The following is a 16,053-nucleotide window of genomic DNA, read 5'->3' as shown; positions in this document are numbered from 1 at the left end:
CCCGCGCCGAGCGGCCGCCGGAGCATGGCCTTTCGTGACCTCCAAGCTCTCCGCCGTGCTGCCCGATCTCGCGCCCTGGCGCTCCTCCCGCGACTTCCGGCTGCTGTGGATCCAGGGCCTGGTGACCGTCTTCGCGAGCTTCATGGCGCTGATCGCGCTTCCGCTGCAGATCATGGAGCTGACGGGTTCGCCGCTCGCCGTCGGGCTGATGGGCGCCGTCGAGCTGGTCCCGCTGGTCGTGTTCGGGCTGTACGGCGGCGCGCTCGCGGACGCCGTGGACCGGCGGAAGGTGATCGTCGCGACGGAGGCGGGGCTCGGGCTGCTCGCCCTGGTCCTGCTGCTCAACTCGCTGCTCTCGGAGCCGCTGCTCTGGCCGCTCTACGTCGTCGCGGCCTTTGTCTCCGCGCTGTCCGGGCTCCAGCGGCCCGCGCTGGACTCGCTCCTGGCGCGGATCGTCCCGCACGACCAGATGACGGCCGCCGCCGCGCTCAACGGGCTGCGCTGGCAGATGGGCGCCATCGCGGGGCCGGCGCTCGCGGGCCTGGTCGTGGCGTACGCGGGGCAGGCGACGGCGTACGGCGTGACCCTCGCCGGTTTCGCGCTCTCCGTCCTGCTGTGCCGGCGCCTCTCCCCCGCCCCGCCCGCGCACGACGCCGAGAAGCCCTCCCTGCGCGGTATCGCGGAGGGCGCGCGGTTCGCCTGGTCGCGGCCGGTGCTCCTTGGTACGTACGCGATCGACCTGGCCGCGATGTTCTTCGCCTTCCCGAACGCGATCTTCCCGTTCCTGGCGGCCGAGCTGGACGCGGAGTGGTCGCTGGGCCTGATGTACGCGGCGGGCTCGGTCGGCTCGCTCGTGCTCGGCATGACCAGCGGCTGGACCGCGAGGATCCGCCAGCACGGTCTCCTCGTGGTGTTCGGGGCGGCGGGCTGGGGGCTCGCGATCGCGGCGGCCGGCTGGTTCGGGAACGTGTGGCTGGTGCTGCTCTGTCTGGCCTTCGCGGGCGCGGGCGACATGCTCAGCGGCCTGGGCCGTTCGACGATCTGGAACCAGACGATCCCGGAGGAGCTGCGGGGCCGGCTCGCCGGGATCGAGGTCCTGTCCTACAGCGTCGGCCCGCAGCTCGGCCAGGTCAGGGCGGGCGCGATGGCGGGCTGGACGGGCACGCGGGCGGCGGTCTGGAGCGGCGGTGTCGCGTGCGTCGCCGCGGTGGGGCTGCTGTGCCTGACACTGCCGAAGCTGCTCACGTACGACGCCGACACGGACGAGGACGCCCTGCGCCACAAGGCGGCGCAGGAGGAGCGCGAGGCGCGGGCGGCGGAGACGCGGGCCGACCGTGAGGGGGCCGGGGCCACGGGGGCCCCGGCCTGACCGGTCACCGGGCCCGACGTCTGACCGGTCACCGGGTCAATGCGTCACCGCGTCATCCCGTCACCGCGTCACACCGTCACGCCGTCACCCCGTCACCGCGTCACCGCGTCACCGGGTCACTGGCCGGAGGTCCCGTCCGTCTTCGGGTCGTCCTTGGGGGCGTCGTGCCACTTCGGGTCGGTCTCCCACTCCAGGTTGCGCTCCCGCGCGGTCTCCATGGCGTGGGCCGCCTCCTCGCGGCTGGCGTAGGGGCCGAATCGGTTCTTCGCCGGGCAGTCGGGCCCTTCCTCGACCTTCTTGTGCTCCAGGCAGTAGTACCACTCACCCGGCTTGCCCACCGTGCGCTTCTTGAACAGGGCCATCGTCGGCTCCTTCCTCTGGGGCCATGCTGCCCCACCTGCGGTCGTTAGACTCGCTGACATGTCTGGCCAGTCGCTGCTCGTACCGGGGGAGCTCTCTCCCCATCGCTCCGTTCCCGGAGCCATCCGCCGTCCCGAGTACGTCGGGAAGCCCGCGCCCACCCCCTACACCGGGCCCGAGGTGCAGGACTCCGACACCGTCGAGCGGATGCGGATCGCCGGCCGCATCGCCGCGCAGGCGATGGAGGAGGCCGCCAAGCACATCGCTCCCGGGGTCACCACGGACGAGCTCGACCGGGTCGCGCACGAGTTCATGTGCGACCACGGCGCGTACCCCTCGACCCTCGGCTACCGCGGCTTCCCGAAGTCGCTCTGCTCCTCGGTCAACGAGGTCATCTGCCACGGCATCCCCGACTCCACCGTCCTCAAGGACGGCGACATCGTGAACCTGGACGTCACGGCGTACATCAACGGCGTCCACGGCGACAACAACGCCACGTACCTCTGCGGCGACGTGGACGAGGAGTCCCGACTGCTCGTCGAGCGCACCCGTGAGTCGCTGAACCGCGCGATCAAGGCGGTCAAGCCGGGGCGGCAGATCAACATCATCGGCCGGGTCATCGAGTCGTACGCCAAGCGCTTCGGCTACGGCGTCGTGCGCGACTTCACCGGACACGGCATCAACTCGTCGTTCCATTCCGGGTTGATCATCCCCCACTACGACTCCCCGCACGCCACCACGGTCATCCAGCCCGGCATGACGTTCACCATCGAGCCGATGCTGACGCTGGGCACGCACGAGTACGACATGTGGGAGGACGGCTGGACGGTGGTGACCAAGGACCGCAAGCGGACGGCGCAGTTCGAGCACACGCTCGTGGTGACGGAGACCGGGGCCGAGATTCTCACGTTGCCCTGACCCTTCCACGGGGTACCTTTTTACCGACAGGACGTCGGGAACCAGTTGACTTAGGTAAGCCTAAGTAGCAGTATCTCAGCAGGTTCCCGTCCCCATCGGCCTCGGAGGCACGCCTTGGACACGCCCTTCTCGACGCTCATCCGCACGGCCTCGCACGAGCAGCACACCGAGGCCGAGACGTCGACGTTCATGAGCGACCTCCTGGGCGGCCGGCTCGCCGTCGACGCGTACACGCGGTACACGGAGCAGCTCTGGTTCGTGTACCGCGCCCTGGAGGACGGTGCGGAGGCGCTGCGCAACGACCCGGTGGCCGGGCCCTTCATACAGCCGGAGCTCTTCCGCACGACCGCCCTGGAGCAGGACCTCGCCCATCTGCGGGGCCCGGACTGGCGCGCCGGTCTCTCCCCGCTGCCGTCGACCGCCGCGTACGCCGCGCGGGTGGCCGAGTGCGCGCGGGAGTGGCCGGCCGGCTATGTGGCGCACCACTACACGCGCTACCTCGGCGACCTCTCGGGCGGCCAGATCATCCGGGACAAGGCGGAGCGCACCTGGGGCTTCACGCGCAAGGGCGACGGCGTCCGCTTCTACGTCTTCGAGGAGATCGCGAACCCGGCGGCCTTCAAGCGGGGTTACCGGGAGCTGCTCGACGGGGTGAACGCGGACGACCTGGAGAAGCAGCGGATCATCGACGAGTGCAAGCGCGCGTTCGACTTCAACGGCGCGGTGTTCCGGGAGCTGGGCGGCGAGTTCCCGCTCAGCGCGTAGGAGCGCTCAGCATGTAGGTGCTCTCCGCACATGGGGACGCTCGGCGCGTCGGGACCCCCAGCGCGTAGGGTCCTCAGCGCGCGAGGGTGGCGGTCCGCTCCAGGCGGACCCTGCCACCCAGCTCTATCACTCCACCGGGGCCGGGGGCGGTCAGGATCTGCGACCCCCGGCCCTGAGTGATGTTCAGGGCCCGGCCTAGCTCCGCGGTGAGCAGCAGGGCCGCCGCGCCGGTCGCCTCGTCCTCGTCGATGCCGTCCCCGCGCCCGGGGAAGGCGCGCGCCCGGATCCGCCCGGCGGCCTCGTCCTCCCAGGCCCAGGCGTAGATCCACTCCCCCGGCTCGGGCACGTCGAGCGCGTCGACCTCGGCGGCCGAGCCGTACCGCCGCACGGTGCGCGGCGGGGCCCACTCGGCACGGGCCTCGATCCAGGTGAACTCGCCGTCCCCGCGCACCCACACCTCGCCCGCGGGCGGCCGGACGACCTCCAGATCGAGCAGCCAGGCCGCGCCGACCAACGGGTGCCCGGCGAACGGCAGCCGCACACCGGGCGTGTAGATGTCGACGATCCCCCGCTCGGGATCGTCCACGAACACGGTCTCGCTGAACCCGAGTTCCTTGGCGACCATCTGCCGTGCCGCCTCGTCGGGGTGGAGACGCCCGTCCCGCACGACACCCAGGGCGTTGCCGTACCGTCCGTCGCCCGCGCAGAAGACGCGGAGGACGTCGATGTCGGCGGCGCTACTCGTCACGGTCGTGTTCATGGCCGCATTCAAGCATCCATGGGTCCCACTCCGCCGGTCCACCGGGAACGGTGGGTCGCATGTCCGGCACCGTAGCCGGGCATGCGGCAGGGCCGCGCCGCCGGTTTTCGGGGGTGCGGCCCTGCCTGTGGGGGGTGGCGGTTTCGGGGGTGCGGGTCAGGACTCCGTCGTGGTGCGGCGGCGGGCCGCGAAGACGACGGCCGCGCCCGCGAGGGCGGTGGCGCCGGCCAGGCCGAGGAGGATGCCGGTCGGGGTGTCGGAGCCCGTCGCGGCGAGGGAGCCGGAGCCGCCGACCGTGCCGCCGCCGGTGGTCGAACCGCCCGCGGTCGAGCCGCCGGTGGTCGAGGTGCCGCCGGTGGTGCCGCCGGTCGTGGACGGCAGCGTGGCGTCCTTGTCCACGGTGAGGGCGACCGTGACCGGGTCGATCGCGGTGCCGGCCTTGTAGAAGGCCTCGCCGTTCGGGCCCGCGAACTGGGCGGCGCCGTCCTTGGTCAGCTTGGCCGGGACGTTCAGAAGCGTGACGACGCCGTTCTTCGCGGAGTAGTCCGCCTTCGCCAGGTCGAGGTCGGCGAAGGTCACGTCGTTCCTGGTGCCCTTGGCGGTCGTGACGTCCACGACGACGGTGCCGGTGGAGCCGTTCGCCTTGACCTTGACGTCGCTGATCGCGAGGTCGATGGTGTGCGCCGCACACTCGAAGCGGACCGTGCCCTTGAAGACCGCGTCGGCCTTGCGGGCCTTCGCGTCCCACGTGGCCGAGCCGAGGCCGAAGTCGTACACCGAGCCGTTCTTCGCCGCGCCGCCGGTCGTGGTGACCTTGCCGCCGCAGGTGCCCCCGACGTACGAGCGCCAGGACTCCTTCACGCCCCAGGTCAGCTTGCCGCTCAGGACGGACGGCGTGCCGGTGGTGGGCGGCGCGGTCGTGGGCGGCGCGGTGGTGGGGGCGGTCGTCGGCGGGGCCGTGGTCTTCGTCGGGGTCGGAGTGGGCGTCGGGGTGGGAGTCGGGGTCGGGGTCGGCTTCGGGGCGCCTCCGGCCTTCACCGACAGAGTGGCCGGGTCGAGCGCGTCGCCCGCCTTGTAGAAGCCCGCGAAGGCCTCCGCGCCGCCCTTGGTCAGCTTCGCCGGTATGTCCTTGAAGACCATCGCGCCGCCCGCGCCCTGGCCGGGCCGCACCGCGCTCATGTCGAGCGCGGCGATCGCGATGTCGTTCCGGGTGACGAACTTCCCGTCGTTGCCCTTGGTGACCACGTCTGCCGTGATCTCGCCGGTCGGCGCCGCCGTGCCCCTGGTCGACAGCTTCACGTCGGAGAGCGTGATGTCGAGGACGCCGTGGTGGGCCTCGAAGTGGACGCTCCCCTTGAAGGAGTTGGCCGTGGCGTGCGTCCCGGTGTCGTACGTACCGGTGCCGTCGACGAAGGTGAACACCCCGTTCCCCGCCGCCTGCTTCGCGCCGTCCGCGACCGTGGTCTTCCCGGACGCCATCGGAGACGCGAGGTACTTGCGGAAGGACTCCTTGAAGCCCCAGTCCAGCGTGCCCTCCTTCAGCTCCGTCACGGGGGCGCCGGCCGCCTTGTCCGGTCCGTCCGCGGCGAGGGCGGGCAGGGCGAAGACGCTCGCCCCGAGGGCGGCGGCGGTGGCGACGGCCGCCGCGAGGGCGACGGAACGACGGGGTGTTGTGGCCATGGTGGGTGGTCTCCTACGGAAGACGGATCGGGGGTGAAGAGGGGGGAGGAAAGGGAGTAAGGGGAGGAATCGGGGTGAAACGCTGGCTTGAGGACGTGTTCGAGTAGAGAGGTGGCGCGGGTTCGTGAGGCCCTGGCTCAGGCCGAGGGGTCGGTCGTGGCGGTGCGGCGGCGCCTGACGGCGACGAACACGGCGATCGACGCCGCGAGGAGCACGCCCGCGCCGAGCGCGAGGTACGTGGCCGTCGGCGGGGAGTCCTCCGCCACCGCGGCCTTGGCGGGGGTGGCCGCGGCCGAGGAGGACGTCGAGGCCGAGGGCTTGGTGTCGCTGCCCAGGTCGGGCAGGGCGGGGAGCTGGGCCTTCGCGTCGACCGCGACCGCCAGCGAGACCGGGTCCATCTCCGTACCCGCCTTGTACATCCCGCCGAACGCCTTCGCGCCGCCCTCCGTGAGGGTCGCGGGCGCCTCGGTCAGGACGGCGAGGCCGTTCTTCGGGGCGAAGTCCCGGGCCGTGAAGGTGACCAGGGGGACGGCCTTCTCCGTCTTGCCGGCGCTGGTGACATCGGCGCTGAGCGTGCCCTTGCCGCCGGTCACCGTGACCGAGACCGCGCCCAGGGTGAGGTCGACGTGGGTGCCGGTGAAGCGGACGGAGCCCGCGAAGTCGGCGTCGAGGGTCTGCTTCCCCGGGTCGTACGTGCCCTTCCCGCCGGGGAAGCGGAACAGCGCGCCGCCGTCCTGGGCACCGGCGGACAGGCTCCACCCGCCCTGGGCGATCGAGCCGGTGACGTACTCGCGGAAGGTGCGCCGTACGCCCCAGTCGACGGCACCGTCACGGAAGCCGCCGGGGGCGGCGGAGTTCGCGGCGGAGGTCGTCGAGGACGGCTGGGCGGACGGGGTGGCGGTCGGCGTGGCCGCGGGCTTGGCGGCCGCCGCCCGCACGTCGACGGTGAGGCTGACCGGGTCGAGCGGGGTACCGGCCGTGTAGTAGCCGGCGAAGGCGCGCGCGCCCTGCGCGGTCAGCGCGGTGGGCACATTGGTCAGCGAGACCGGGCTGCCGCCGCCGCGCATGTCGATGCCGGACAGGTCGAGCAAGGCGAGCGGCACCTGGGAGGAGGTCGTGACCCGTCCCGAGCCCTTGGCCTTGCTCGCCATGTCGGCGTGGAGCGTGCCGCGCCCGCCCTCGATCCGCACCGTGGGCCGGCTGACCGTGAGGTCCAGCTCGTGGGTGCCGTCGCTCTTGCGGTGGCCGAGGAAGCGGACCCCGCCCGAGAAGCCGGCGCCGAGCGCCCCGCTCCGCGGGTCGTACGAGCCCTGCGCGGAGTGGAAGCGGAACTGGCTGCCTCCGACAGTGGCGGCGCCGCCCGTGAGGCTCCAACTGCCCTGGGCGATGGGTCCCGTGACATAGCTCTGGAACGAGGACTTGATGCCCCAGTCGAGCCTGCCGCCCTGCACGGTCCGGCCCTCGGCCCGGGCGGCGGTGGCCGGGAGCAGGGACCCGAGGATCGCCGCGAAGAGCAGGACGGCGAACGCCCGGGCGGGTCTGGACAGCAGCATGGAACCCCTCCGAGGGCTAGCAAGTGAGGTAAGGCTAACCTAAGGTACCCGCAGGCAAAGCGACAGACCGCTGCCCAGAACGAACAGGACGGTGCTTCCCCGTGCAGAGAACTCGCCTCGCGGGTGTGCTGATGTCCGCGCTCGCGCTCGCACTCCTGGCGACCGGCTGCGGCGACGGAAGCGCCCCACGACAGGCCGCTCCCCCGGCGGGCTCCTCCTCGCCGGCGAAGGCCGCCGCCGACCGGGTCGAACCCCTGCCCGGCGCCCCGAAGTCCACGCTCCCCGTGACCGTGGACTCGGCGGACGGCCGGAAGGTCACCGTCACGTCCACCGAGCGGATCGTCCCGCTCACCGGCTCCCTCAACGAGATCGTCTTCACCCTCGGCCTCGGCGACCGGGTCGTCGCCCGGGACATCACGGCCACCTTCGAACAGGCCGCGAAACTCCCGGTGGTGACCCGCGCCCACGACGTCTCCGCCGAGAGTGTGCTCTCCCTGCGGCCCACCCTCGTCCTCGCCGACACCTCCACAGGACCGGCCGAGGCGATCGCCCAGATCCGCGACGCCGGCATCCCGCTCGTCGTGGTGAAGCCCGCGAAGGCCCTCGCGGACGTGTCCGCCCGGATCGACACGGTCGCCGCCGCGCTCGGCGCACCGGAGGCGGGCACCGCGCTGAAGCGGCGCACGCAGGACCGGATCGACGCCGTCCGCAAGGACATTCCCGCCCGGAACGCCCAGGATGGCGCGAAGGGCAAGCCCCGGGTGGCCTTCCTCTACGTGCGCGGCTCGGCGGCCGTCTACCTGCTCGGCGGCGCCGAGTCCGGTGCCGCGTCGCTCCTGGAGGCGGCGGGAGCGGTCGACGCGGGCAAGGAGTCCGGCCTGACGAAGGACTTCACGCCCATCACCAGCGAGGCGCTCGCCGCCGCCGCGCCGGACGCGATCCTCGTCATGACCAAGGGGCTGCAGTCGGTCGGCGGGGTCGACGGTCTGGTGAAGGTCCCGGGCGTCGCGGAGACCCCGGCCGGGATGGACCGCCGGGTCGTCTCGATCGACGACGGCGTCCTGCTCAACTACGGCCCGCGCACCGACGAGGTGCTGCGGTCGCTGGTCGACCAGCTGTACGGGGGGACGAAGTGACCGCCGTCGACGACACGCGCCCCGGGGAGCACCAGGCCCAGGAGAGCACGAAGGCCTCGGGCACCCCGAGTCCGGACGCGCCGGACGCGCCGAGTCGGCGCGGGGCGCGGGGTGGTGCCGCCACGCTCACCCTCGTGCTGCTCGCCGCGCTGGGCGTCCTCGCGCTGCTCTCGGCCGGGATCGGGGCGTACGAGATCCCGCTCGGGGACGTCCTCGCCTCCGTGCAGCACCGCCTCGGCCTCGGCGGCCACGCGCTCGAGCGTTCCGCGGAGAGCGTGCTGTGGAACATCCGGTTCCCCCGGGTGGTGCTCGCCATCCTCGTCGGCGCCTCGCTCGGCTGCGCGGGCGCCCTGATGCAGGGCGTGTTCGGTAATCCGCTCGCCGAGCCCGGAGTGATCGGCATCTCGGCCGGCGCGGCCGTCGGCGCGGTCGGGGCGATCGCGCTCGGCCTCAGCTTCTTCGGCAACTGGACGGTGACGGTCTGCGCGTTCGTGGCCGGGCTCGCCACGGTCCTCCTCGTGTACGCGATGTCCCGCGCGGGCGGCCGTACGGAAGTGGTGACGCTGATCCTCACCGGTATCGCGGTGAACGCCTTCGCGGGCGCCCTGATCGGCCTGTTCATCTTCTTCGCCGACAACGCGCAGATCACCCAGATCACCTTCTGGCAGCTCGGCTCGCTCGCCCAGGCCACCTGGCCGAAGGTGCTCGCCGTCCTGCCGTGCGCGCTGATCGGGCTCGCCGTCGCCCCGTTCCACGCCCGCAAGCTGGACCTCCTCGCGCTCGGCGAACGGCCCGCACGGCATCTGGGCGTGGACGTCGAGCGGCTGCGGATCGCCCTCATCCTGGTCGTGGCGCTGCTCACGGCCGCCGCCGTCGCGGTGGCGGGGATCATCACCTTCGTGGGCCTGCTCGTTCCGCATCTGCTGCGGATGGCGAACGGCCCCGGCCACCGCTTCCTGGTCCCGGGCAGCGCGCTCGGCGGCGCGGTGGTCCTCGCGGCCGGCGACCTGGCGGCCCGTACGGTCGCGGCCCCCGCGGAACTCCCCCTGGGCGTCCTCACCGCCCTCTTCGGCAGCCCGTTCTTCTTCTGGTTGCTGCGCAGGACCCGTCGTAGGCAAGGTGGTTGGGCATGATCAGCGGTCTTCTGCGGTTCGCGGGCAGGTCCCGCGAGCTGCCTGTCCGGCCGGAGCACGGCGAGGTCGTCGCCGAGGCCCGGGGGCTCCGGGTCGACCTCGGTGGGCGGGAGGTCCTCGGTGGGGTGGACACCCTCGTACGGGCCGGTGAGGTGCTGGCTCTGGTGGGGCCCAACGGGGCCGGGAAGTCGACGCTGCTCGGCGCCCTCGCCGCCGACCTCGATCCGGCCGGCGGAGAGGTACGGATCTGCGGCCGGCCCGCCACCCGCTGGTCCGCCCCCGAACTGGCCCTGCGCCGGGCCGTGCTGCCGCAGGCGGCGGCGCTCGCCTTCCCGTTCCCGGTCGCCGAGGTGGTCCGGATGGGCCGGGCGCCGTGGGCCGGGACCGGGCACGAGGAGGAGGACGAGGCCGCCGTCGCCGAGGCGATGGCGGTCACGGAGGTCACGGAGTTCGCCGATCGCCCGTTCTCCGCGCTCTCCGGCGGTGAGAGGGCCCGGGTCGCCCTGGCCCGCGTGCTCGCCCAGCGCACCCCGCTGCTGCTGCTCGACGAGCCGACGGCCGCGCTCGACCTGCGCCACCAGGAACTGGTGCTGCGGGTCTGCCGCGAACGCGCCGCCGCCGGGGTCGCGGTGGTGGTCGTCCTGCACGACCTCGGTCTCGCCGCCGCCCACGCGGACCGGGTCGGGGTGCTGCACGCCGGGCGGATCGCCGCGGACGGCCCGCCGGCCGAGGTCTTCGACGAGGAGCTCCTGAGCCGGGTCTACCGGCAGCCGGTGGAGGTGCTCGCGCACCCGCGTACCGGCGTCCCGCTGGTCGTCCCCCGCCGCGCCGCCCCCACCACGGCGTCCGTCGACGACACCGCGCCCGAATCCGGCAAATCCGGCGCCTTGACCAGCACTTGACCCGGCCATGGCGCCGCGATGGGCGGGCCGTGACCCCTTCGCGACCGGGGCGGAAACGTGAGAGCGGAATCACTGGACGGCCCGTTTTGCGTGAGGTAAGCCTCGGTTAAGTTAGGCCCGCCTCACCCGTCCCCGTCCCATCTGGAGCCCCGTATGCGAGCCGTCCGCCTCTCCGTCGTCACCGCCGCCGTCACGGCCGCGGCACTGGCCGCCGTCACCGGCTGCACCGCGAAGAGCGACGCCAAGGGCGACGACGGTGCCGTCAAGGTCGTCGCCAAGGACGACTCCTGCGAGGTGTCGAAGAAGGAGTTCCCGGCCGGGCACGTGGAGCTCGCCGTCGAGAACCGGGGCACGAAGGTCACCGAGGTCTACATCCTGTACCCGGACGACCGGATCGTGACCGAGCGCGAGAACATCGGCCCCGGCACCAAGGCCACCATCACCGCCGAGGTGAAGGCCGGTGAGTACGAGATCGCCTGCAAGCCCGGCATGAAGGGCGACGGCATCCGCCAGAAGGTGACCGTCTCCGGTGGCGCCGCGGCCGCGAAGCGCTCGCCCGAGATGGACGCGGCCGTGGCCGCCTACCGCCAGTACGTGCAGGCGCAGGCCGACGAGACGCTGCCGAAGGTGAAGGTCTTCACCGACGCCGTGCGCGCAGGTGACGTCGAGGCCGCGAAGAAGGCCTACGCCGACTCCCGGATCGGCTGGGAGCGCACCGAGCCCGTCGCCGAGTCCTTCGGCGACATCGACCCGAAGGTCGACGTCCGCGAGGACGGCCTGGAGGCCGGCCAGGACCCGGCGAAGGACTGGACCGGCTGGCACCGCCTGGAGAAGGCGCTCTGGCAGGACAAGAAGATCGGCGACCGCGAGAAGGAGCTCGCCGACATCCTCGACAAGGACCTCGCGGACTGGGTGAAGCGGGTCGGCAAGGCCGACATCACCCCGACGTCGATGGCCAACGGCGCCAAGGAGCTGCTCGACGAGGTCGCCACCGGCAAGGTCACCGGCGAGGAGGAGCGTTACTCCCACACCGACCTCGTCGACTTCAAGGCGAACGTCGAAGGTGCGCAGAAGTCCTTCGAGCTGCTCAAGCCGGTCGCGTCGAAGAACGACCCGACGCTCGTCGCCGAACTCGACAAGCAGTTCGCGGCGCTGAACACGCTCCTGGACAAGTACCGCACGGACAAGGCGAGCTACGTCTTCACCTCGTACGACAAGGTCGGCCAGGCCGAGCGCAAGGAGCTGTCGGACGGCGTCAACGCGCTGGCCGAGCCGCTCTCCAAGCTCGCCGCCGCGGTCGTGAAGTAGGGGGCGCGGACATGTCCGAGGCCAACGAGAGCACTGTGCCGCAGAGCACCCCCGCCTCGCGGCGTACGGTCCTCGGCTGGGGAGGCGCCGGGCTCGCGCTCGGCGCCGCCGCGGCCGGCGGCGCCGTCGCCCTCGGCCGTACCGGGGACGCGCCCGTGCCCGCCGCCGACAGCGGCTCGGCCGTCCCCTTCCACGGCGCCCACCAGGCCGGGATCGCCACGGCCGTCCAGGACCGGCTGCACTTCGCCGCGTTCGACGTGAAGACGGACGACCGGGCCGAGCTCGTCCAGCTCCTGAAGGACTGGACGCGGGCCGCCGAGCGGATGACGGCAGGACACGAGGTCGGCGAGGGCGCCTACGGCGGTCTGCCGGAGGCCCCGCCGGACGACACGGGCGAGGCCCTCGGCCTCAAGCCGTCCCGGCTCACCCTCACCATCGGCTTCGGGCCCTCCCTCTTCGACGACCGGTTCGGGCTGAAGGACCGGCGGCCCGGTGCCCTGGTCGACCTGCCCGCGTTCCCCGGCGACAACCTGGACCGGGCCCGCAGCGGCGGCGACCTGTGCGTCCAGGCCTGCGCGGACGACCCTCAGGTGGCCGTGCACGCGATCCGGAACCTGGCCAGGATCGGCTTCGGCAAGGTCGCCGTCCGCTGGTCGCAGCTCGGCTTCGGCAAGACGTCCTCCACCACCCCCGACGCGCAGACCCCGCGCAACCTCTTCGGCTTCAAGGACGGCACCCGCAACATCGCGGGCACCGACACCGCCGGGCTCGACCGGCACGTCTGGGTCGCCGCCAAGGACGCCCCCGGCGCGGCCGCCTGGATGACGGGCGGCTCGTACCTGGTCGCCCGCCGGATCCGGATGAACGTCGAGACCTGGGACCGCACTCCGCTCCAGGAGCAGGAGGACATCTTCGGGCGCGACAAGAAGGAGGGCGCGCCCGTCGGCAAGGCCAAGGAGCACGACGAGCCGTTCCTGAAGGCGATGAAGCCGGAGGCCCATGTGCGCCTCGCGCACCCGGACTCCAACAACGGGGCGACGATCCTGCGCCGCGGCTACTCCTTCACGGACGGCACCGACGGCCTCGGCCGGCTGGAGGCGGGCCTGTTCTTCCTCGCGTACCAGCGGGACGTCCGTACCGGATTCATCCCGGTGCAGACCTCGCTGGCCCGCGCGGACGTCCTCAACGAGTACATCCAGCACGTGGGTTCGGCGCTCTTCGCCGTCCCGCCGGGCGTCCGGGACTCGGACGACTGGTGGGGCCGGGCGCTGTTCTCCTAGACGGGAAGGGACCGACGTGTTCGGCAACTATCTGATCGGGCTGCGCGAGGGCCTCGAAGCCGGTCTGGTCGTCTGCATCCTCATCGCCTATCTGGTGAAGACCGGGCGCCGGGACGCCCTGAGGCCGATCTGGATCGGCATCGGGGTGGCCGTGGCGATCGCGCTCGGCTTCGGCGCCGGCCTCGAGTTCGGCTCGCAGGAGCTGACGTTCGAGGCGCAGGAGCTGCTGGGCGGCTCGCTCTCCATCCTCGCGGTGGCCCTGGTCACCTGGATGGTGTTCTGGATGCGGCGCACGGCGCGGCATCTCAAGGCGGAGCTGCACGGCAGGCTGGACTCGGCGCTGCGGATGGGCACCGGCGCCCTGGTCGCGACCGCCTTCCTGGCGGTGGGCCGCGAGGGCCTGGAGACGGCGCTCTTCGTCTGGGCGTCCGTGCGGGCGTCCTCGGACGGCACGTCGGCGCCGCTCGTCGGGGTGCTGCTCGGCATCGCCACGGCGGTGCTCCTCGCCTGGCTGTTCTACCGCGGTGCGCTGCGGATCAACCTGGCGCGGTTCTTCACCTGGACCGGCGGCATGCTGGTCGTGGTGGCGGCCGGTGTCCTCGCGTACGGCGTGCACGACCTGCAGGAGGCGCGCTTCCTGGACGGTCTCGCGGACAAGGCCTTCGACGTCTCGGCGACGATCCCGCCGGACAGCTGGTACGGGACGCTCCTCAAGGGCGTCTTCAACTTCCAGCCGGACCCGACGGTCCTTCAGGTCACGGTGTGGGCGCTCTATCTGATCCCGACGCTCGCGCTGTTCCTGGCCCCGGTAGGGTCGGGTCCGTCCGTGCCGGTGGAGAAGCAGAAGGCGACCGATGAGAAGGCCGAGGCGCCCGTCGAGGGCACGAACTGAGCTGTCGACGGCACGCGCCGGTGCGGGGCAGCCGTCGAGGGTTCTCGTGGCGACGGCGGTCGCGGGCGCGCTCGCGCTGACGGCGAGCGGCTGTGTGACGGTGCACGGCGAGCGGGAGGTCGTCCCTGCGGCGACGAAGGCCGAGGCCGCGCAGGCGCTCGCGGACTTCATCGCCGCGTACAACAAGGCCGACAAGGAGCACGACCCCAAGCTGGACGCGGACCGGGTCACCGGTGCGTTCGGGGCGATCAACCAGGCCGCGATGAAGGCCCGTTCGGTCACCCAGCCGGACGGCAACCCGGAGCACCAGCCGCTGGAGCTCACCGACGCGACGTTCGTCGTGCCGAAGAAGGCGGGCTGGCCGCGCTGGTTCGTCGCGGACGCCGACTCCAACCGGGACACCGGCACGGAGAACAGCGACAACCGCTGGCTCATCGCCTTCGTGCGCAACGGCCCCGACCAGCTGTGGGAAGCCGCGTATCTGACGATCCTGACGCCCGACGAGCGCCCCGCGTTCAAGGCGGACGGCGGGTTCGCCGTCCCGGTCGCCGTGGACGCGACCGGCCTCGCGGTCGCGCCGAAGGACCTGGGCCGGAGCTACACCACGTTCCTCGGCGGCGGGGAGCTGGGCCCCTTCGCCTCCGGGCCGCACACCACCGGCTGGCGGGAGCAGCGGCAGAAGGAGGCGAAGCGGGTCGGCCTGGCGACGCAGTACGTCGACCAGCCGACGGACACCGGGGACTTCACGCCGCTGGCCCTGGCGACCGAGGACGGCGGGGCGCTTGTCTTCTTCGCGACGCGCTATTTCGAGCGGCAGACGGCGGCCCAGGGGTACCGGCCGAAGGTCGGCGACGAGGTGAAGGCGCTGATGACGGGCGAGGTGAAGAACACCGTCATGAAGGAGTGGGTGTCGAGCCAGTCGGTCCTGGTGAAGCCCGCGGGCACGACCGCGGACGCGGTCACGGTCGCGAGCCGGCTCCAGGGCGTCACGGCGGCGAAGGGCTCGTAGCCTCCGTACGTGTGTGCGTGTGCGTGCCTGGGCCGGGGCGACCCGCTCCCGCCCGGGGGCGGAACGGCGCGCCAGGCGGAACGGCCCTCGCGGAACCGCGCGCCCGGGCGGCGAACCGGTTCCTCAGCGGCGGCCCAGGGGCCAGGCGACCTCGGGTTCGGTGTGCTGGTCACCGCGCTCGGCCGCGTGCCGGGCGCAGGCGTCGGTGAGGGTCTCCAGGAGGTTCAGCGGGTCGGGCAGGGCGTGCTCGGGGCCGCGGACCCAGGTGACGGACGTCTGCTCGTCCTCGTCACCGATGAGCCGGGCCGGCGGTACGAGGACGTAGCTGCCGCGACAGTGCCAGCGCAGGCCCGGGTGCTCGTCCATGGTCTCGGGATGGCAGTCCAGCTCGCAGGGCCACCACTCGTCCTCGTCCTCGGGGGTGCCGCGGGTGGCGGTGAAGAAGAGCATCCGGCCGCCGTCGCCCGCGCTCTCGGCGGACTCGGCGACGGGTCCGACCTCCACGCCCTGGTCGAGGAGCCGCTCCAGGGCGGCCCGGCCGGCCGCGAGCGGCACGTCGAGGACGTCGTGGACCATGCCGGTGGCGGTGACGAAGTTCGCCTCGGGCTGGTTGCGGGCCCAGCGCTCGATCTGGGCGGCGTCGGTGGTCGACTGCGTCTGCCAGGCGAAGGAGACGGGGTGCCGGGCGGGGGTCGGACAGCCGATGCGCTCGCAGGAGCAGCGGTAGCCGACGGGGTACGCGGCGGGGGCGAGGGGAAGTCCGGCGGCGGCGATCTCCAGGAGCAGCGTCTCGCGGCGGTTCTCGTCCTCGGCCGCGGTGCGTTTCGGGCGCCTGCGCAGCCACTGCGCGAATCTGCTCTCCGTGCCGCGGTAGCGGCCGATACCGTCGCCCATCTATCCCCTCACACCTGTGCTCGCCCGTTCGGCTCTGCCCATCGTCGCATCTTCCCGTGGTCCAGGTGACCGGAGTACCCAACCGGGGTACGTG

The 16,053-nt window shown here is 72.5% G+C and carries 15 protein-coding genes; 10 read left to right on the top strand and 5 right to left on the bottom strand.

Features of this window, described 5'->3' with window-relative positions:
- The first annotated feature begins 34 nt into the window (after nucleotides 1–34).
- A complete protein-coding gene (locus ACF09C_RS12995) occupies nucleotides 35–1,369 on the top strand; it encodes an MFS transporter (protein WP_392091549.1) in 1,335 nt (444 codons plus the stop codon).
- 116 nt (nucleotides 1,370–1,485) lie between these two features.
- Here the strand turns inward: ACF09C_RS12995 and ACF09C_RS12990 are convergent, their stop codons facing one another.
- Nucleotides 1,486–1,731, bottom strand: a complete 246-nt coding sequence (locus tag ACF09C_RS12990; RefSeq protein WP_392091548.1) for a hypothetical protein — start codon at nucleotides 1,729–1,731, stop codon at nucleotides 1,486–1,488.
- A gap of 58 nt (nucleotides 1,732–1,789) precedes the next feature.
- On the opposite strand from ACF09C_RS12990, the gene map reads away from it, so the two are divergent.
- Together map and ACF09C_RS12980 are read left to right on the top strand one after the other, a co-directional pair.
- The gene (gene map / locus ACF09C_RS12985; RefSeq protein WP_392091547.1) at nucleotides 1,790–2,647 is read left to right on the top strand and encodes a type I methionyl aminopeptidase; all 858 of its coding nucleotides are present in this window, start codon (nucleotides 1,790–1,792) and stop codon (nucleotides 2,645–2,647) included.
- A gap of 114 nt (nucleotides 2,648–2,761) precedes the next feature.
- A complete protein-coding gene (locus ACF09C_RS12980; protein ID WP_392091545.1) occupies nucleotides 2,762–3,412 on the top strand; it encodes a heme oxygenase (biliverdin-producing) in 651 nt (216 codons plus the stop codon).
- A 73-nt stretch (nucleotides 3,413–3,485) separates the two neighbouring features.
- Here the strand turns inward: ACF09C_RS12980 and ACF09C_RS12975 are convergent, their stop codons facing one another.
- From ACF09C_RS12975 to ACF09C_RS12965, 3 genes are all read right to left on the bottom strand, one after another.
- Nucleotides 3,486–4,172 carry a PhzF family phenazine biosynthesis protein gene (locus tag ACF09C_RS12975; protein WP_392091543.1) on the bottom strand — a complete coding sequence of 229 codons (687 nt, stop codon included), beginning with the start codon at nucleotides 4,170–4,172 and terminating at the stop codon, nucleotides 3,486–3,488.
- A 156-nt stretch (nucleotides 4,173–4,328) separates the two neighbouring features.
- A complete protein-coding gene (locus ACF09C_RS12970) occupies nucleotides 4,329–5,852 on the bottom strand; it encodes an HtaA domain-containing protein (protein WP_392091542.1) in 1,524 nt (507 codons plus the stop codon).
- Nucleotides 5,853–5,989: 137 nt separating this feature from the next.
- Nucleotides 5,990–7,405, bottom strand: coding sequence for an HtaA domain-containing protein (locus ACF09C_RS12965; RefSeq protein WP_392091540.1), 1,416 nt, complete (start codon nucleotides 7,403–7,405; stop codon nucleotides 5,990–5,992).
- A 131-nt stretch (nucleotides 7,406–7,536) separates the two neighbouring features.
- Here ACF09C_RS12965 and ACF09C_RS12960 point away from each other — a divergent pair, with 131 nt between their 5' ends.
- From ACF09C_RS12960 to ACF09C_RS12930, 7 genes are all read left to right on the top strand, one after another.
- A complete protein-coding gene (locus ACF09C_RS12960) occupies nucleotides 7,537–8,541 on the top strand; it encodes a hemin ABC transporter substrate-binding protein (protein ID WP_392091995.1) in 1,005 nt (334 codons plus the stop codon).
- Nucleotides 8,538–9,674, top strand: coding sequence for a FecCD family ABC transporter permease (locus ACF09C_RS12955; protein ID WP_392091538.1), 1,137 nt, complete (start codon nucleotides 8,538–8,540; stop codon nucleotides 9,672–9,674). Before ACF09C_RS12960 ends, ACF09C_RS12955 begins: the two co-directional genes overlap by 4 nt.
- Nucleotides 9,671–10,576, top strand: a complete 906-nt coding sequence (locus ACF09C_RS12950) for a heme ABC transporter ATP-binding protein (RefSeq protein WP_392091537.1) — start codon at nucleotides 9,671–9,673, stop codon at nucleotides 10,574–10,576. Before ACF09C_RS12955 ends, ACF09C_RS12950 begins: the two co-directional genes overlap by 4 nt.
- A 153-nt stretch (nucleotides 10,577–10,729) precedes the next feature.
- Nucleotides 10,730–11,884: an iron uptake system protein EfeO gene (efeO, locus tag ACF09C_RS12945; protein WP_392091535.1), complete on the top strand. Its 1,155-nt coding sequence runs from the start codon at nucleotides 10,730–10,732 to the stop codon at nucleotides 11,882–11,884.
- An 11-nt stretch (nucleotides 11,885–11,895) separates the two neighbouring features.
- Entirely contained in the window at nucleotides 11,896–13,164 is a 1,269-nt protein-coding gene (efeB, locus tag ACF09C_RS12940; RefSeq protein WP_392091533.1) for an iron uptake transporter deferrochelatase/peroxidase subunit, read from the top strand.
- A 16-nt stretch (nucleotides 13,165–13,180) separates the two neighbouring features.
- Nucleotides 13,181–14,056, top strand: a complete 876-nt coding sequence (efeU, locus tag ACF09C_RS12935; RefSeq protein WP_392091531.1) for an iron uptake transporter permease EfeU — start codon at nucleotides 13,181–13,183, stop codon at nucleotides 14,054–14,056.
- 46 nt (nucleotides 14,057–14,102) lie between these two features.
- On the top strand, nucleotides 14,103–15,065 hold the full coding sequence (locus tag ACF09C_RS12930) for a hypothetical protein (RefSeq protein ID WP_392091530.1): 963 nt from the start codon (nucleotides 14,103–14,105) through the stop codon (nucleotides 15,063–15,065).
- 123 nt (nucleotides 15,066–15,188) lie between these two features.
- On the opposite strand, the gene ACF09C_RS12925 is transcribed toward ACF09C_RS12930, so the two are convergent.
- Nucleotides 15,189–15,959: a bifunctional DNA primase/polymerase gene (locus ACF09C_RS12925; protein ID WP_392091529.1), complete on the bottom strand. Its 771-nt coding sequence runs from the start codon at nucleotides 15,957–15,959 to the stop codon at nucleotides 15,189–15,191.
- Nucleotides 15,960–16,053: the final 94 nt, after the last annotated feature.

The organism is Streptomyces sp. NPDC014870 (genome assembly GCF_043081505.1).
Classification (GTDB): domain Bacteria; phylum Actinomycetota; class Actinomycetes; order Streptomycetales; family Streptomycetaceae; genus Streptomyces.
The sequence above is the reverse complement of the archived record's forward strand: the minus strand, read 5'-3'. Positions and strand labels throughout refer to the sequence as shown.

Excerpts from the sequence above, each read along its gene's own strand:
- ACF09C_RS12990 (WP_392091548.1), bottom strand. The coding sequence starts at position 1,731 with ATGGCCCTGTTCAAGAAGCGCACGGTGGGCAAGCCGGGTGAGTGGTAC.
- map (WP_392091547.1), top strand. The coding sequence starts at position 1,790 with ATGTCTGGCCAGTCGCTGCTCGTACCGGGGGAGCTCTCTCCCCATCGC.
- ACF09C_RS12975 (WP_392091543.1), bottom strand. The coding sequence starts at position 4,172 with ATGAACACGACCGTGACGAGTAGCGCCGCCGACATCGACGTCCTCCGC.
- ACF09C_RS12970 (WP_392091542.1), bottom strand. The coding sequence starts at position 5,852 with ATGGCCACAACACCCCGTCGTTCCGTCGCCCTCGCGGCGGCCGTCGCC.
- ACF09C_RS12965 (WP_392091540.1), bottom strand. The coding sequence starts at position 7,405 with ATGCTGCTGTCCAGACCCGCCCGGGCGTTCGCCGTCCTGCTCTTCGCG.
- ACF09C_RS12960 (WP_392091995.1), top strand. The coding sequence starts at position 7,537 with ATGTCCGCGCTCGCGCTCGCACTCCTGGCGACCGGCTGCGGCGACGGA.
- ACF09C_RS12950 (WP_392091537.1), top strand. The coding sequence starts at position 9,671 with ATGATCAGCGGTCTTCTGCGGTTCGCGGGCAGGTCCCGCGAGCTGCCT.
- efeO (WP_392091535.1), top strand. The coding sequence starts at position 10,730 with ATGCGAGCCGTCCGCCTCTCCGTCGTCACCGCCGCCGTCACGGCCGCG.
- efeB (WP_392091533.1), top strand. The coding sequence starts at position 11,896 with ATGTCCGAGGCCAACGAGAGCACTGTGCCGCAGAGCACCCCCGCCTCG.
- ACF09C_RS12925 (WP_392091529.1), bottom strand. The coding sequence starts at position 15,959 with ATGGGCGACGGTATCGGCCGCTACCGCGGCACGGAGAGCAGATTCGCG.